The organism is Bacteroides caecigallinarum, from assembly GCF_021531075.1.
Lineage (GTDB): Bacteria > Bacteroidota > Bacteroidia > Bacteroidales > Bacteroidaceae > Phocaeicola > Phocaeicola caecigallinarum_B.
Map to the genome: position 1 here is coordinate 1 of NZ_JADYTJ010000106.1, position 2,476 is coordinate 2,476.

Consider the following 2,476-nt stretch of genomic DNA (forward strand, 5'->3'; position numbering starts at 1 on the left):
GTTTAATTTACATCCTCTTTAATTCTGCAATGAATTACACTATTAAGTATAGATTTGTGTGCTAAATTACACTTTTCCATACTTAATAGTGTAATTCCATTTATTAATTAAGTCTTCTCCAAATATACTTGCTCAATAGCTATCTATTGTTTTATATGTAGACTTTTGTATCTTTGCCCCGCATTTTTAATCAATTTAATTATTAACCAATGAAAGAAAACATTCAGAAAAGCAGCCGGACTATGCGTTTCAGACGCTATTCCAACCGCTCGTATGCAGTGTTCTCCACATTGAAATCTACGGTTAGTATCGGGGTGATGACAGTAGCTATGCTGGCATCTGCACCTGTTTCGGGTGTATCAGCCCAGACTGCCGAGAACAACAATGCAGGCGAGAAACTTTATGAGCTGGAGGAAGTGGAGGTAACCGGCAGCCGTGTGCCGCTCACAGTGAGTCAGGCAGCACGAATCGTGACTGTACTCGACCGCGAGGCTATTGCCGCCGCCCCTGTACAGAGTATTAACGACTTGTTAAAGTATGCCTCCGGCGTTGATGTCCGACAACGCGGTGACATGGGAGTACAAACGGACATAAGTATTCGTGGGGGAACGTTCGACCAAATTACTATCCTTCTGAACGGAATAAATATCTGCGACCCACAAACTGGCCATAATGCGGCCGATTTTCCTGTTGAATTAAGTGAAATAGAACGTATCGAGGTCTTGGAAGGACCTGCTGGACGTGTGTATGGCACATCATCGCTGGTGGGAGCCATCAATATCGTTACGCGTACAGCAAAGGACAGCGGGGCAGAGGTGTTTGCCGACGGCGGTTCTTACGGCTATTTCAAAGGTGGGGCGATAGTAAGCCATGTGAAAGATGGTTTGAGCAACCAGGTTTCGGGCAGCTACAGCCGCAGTGACGGATTCAGCCGTAGCAAGGCAGGAAATCTTAATGCCGACTTTGAGTATGCAAGACTGTTCTATCAGGGAAGATATGAGAACGATCAGGTAGATGTACGCTGGCATGCGGGTTTCACAAACAAGGATTATGGCGCGAATACTTTCTACAGCACTCTTTCCGACGAGCAGTTTGAACACGTAAGAAAGTATTACACAGCTGTTCAGGCGGAAACCAAGGGTGATGTTTATCATTTCAAACCATCAGTTTATTGGAACCGTTCTGACGATAGGTTTGAGTTTTATCGCGGAATGCCGGATAAATCTCCGTTTAATTATCATCAGACCGATGTTTATGGTGTGAACCTTAACAACTATATCCAGACATTCCTTGGAAAAACAGCATTTGGCGCAGAGTTCAGGAATGAAGGTGTAAGGAGTACATCGCTTGGAGAACCGCTCAATTCTCCGGTAAAAGTACCAGGAGCTGATGCCGATTTTACTCTCGGACTTAACAGGACTAATCTGAGCTTTCATCTGGAGCATAATATCGTGTTGAGGCGTTTTACTCTTTCGGCGGGAGTGATAGCCGTAAAGAATACCGGCAATGAAATGAAGTTCCGTTTCTACCCGGGTGTTGATGCCAGCTATCAATTTGCACGCGACTGGAAGGTTTATGCCTCGTATAACACTTCATTACGTATGCCTACATTTACAGAACTGTATTATTCCGTTGGTGGTCATAAAGCCGACAAGTATCTGAAACCTGAGGAAATGCAGGCTGTGGAAGTGGGAGTGAAATATATTCGCCCGGGAATACGTGGTACACTGAGTCTGTACCGCTATCACGGAACGGATATGATAGACTGGATAAAGGATATATCGCAAGGTGAAGATGCTCCTTGGCAGTCGGTTAACCATGCTGTAATCAATACAATGGGTGCTGAGGCTTCTGTTATGTTTGATATACGCGAACTGATGCAGCGCGATGCTTTTGTGCGTTCAGTCAATGTATCGTACAGCTATATCGACCAGGACAAGGAAACTACACCAAACCTGCAGTCGAAATATGCATTGGAGTATCTCAGACATAAATTTGTGGCTCAGGCAAATTTCCGGATATGGAGATTGCTTGAAATGAACTTGTCTTACCGTTGGCAGGACCGTATGGGTAATTACCAGAAAGGAAATGCGATGGTACCGTACGAACCGTATTCTCTTCTGGATGCACGATTAGCATGGAATGCGCCACAGTATAAGATATATGTAGAGGGAAACAACCTTCTGAACAAGACATACTATGATCATGGCAATATCCCGCAGCCCGGAATATGGGTAAGGGCAGGAGCAAGCTATAGGTTTAGATTCTGACAATTAAAAAGATGTTTTGTCAAATAGTATTGAATCTTTGTTTTTAGAGAGTTCTCGATACTAATCATAATATAACAGGAAGAGGGTGTGTCAAAATGCATGCCCTCTTTTTTTATGACAAAGCCCCGACTTTCCCAAGCCGAGGCTTTGTTATGTCCTAAAGATTTTGTATCTTTAAGCATAATCAAAACTAATATGGCAAAGAT

General features: G+C 43.7%; 1 protein-coding gene. It reads left to right on the forward strand.

The features are described 5' to 3' along the window. Window positions 1-209 precede the first annotated feature (209 nt). Entirely contained in the window at window positions 210-2,270 is a 2,061-nt protein-coding gene (locus I6E11_RS14415; RefSeq protein WP_235338805.1) for a TonB-dependent receptor plug domain-containing protein, read from the forward strand. The last annotated feature ends 206 nt before the right edge of the window (window positions 2,271-2,476 follow it).

What these genes read in the sequence shown, in the direction of transcription:
- I6E11_RS14415 (WP_235338805.1), top strand. Translation starts at nt 210, where the DNA reads ATGAAAGAAAACATTCAGAAAAGCAGCCGGACTATGCGTTTCAGACGC.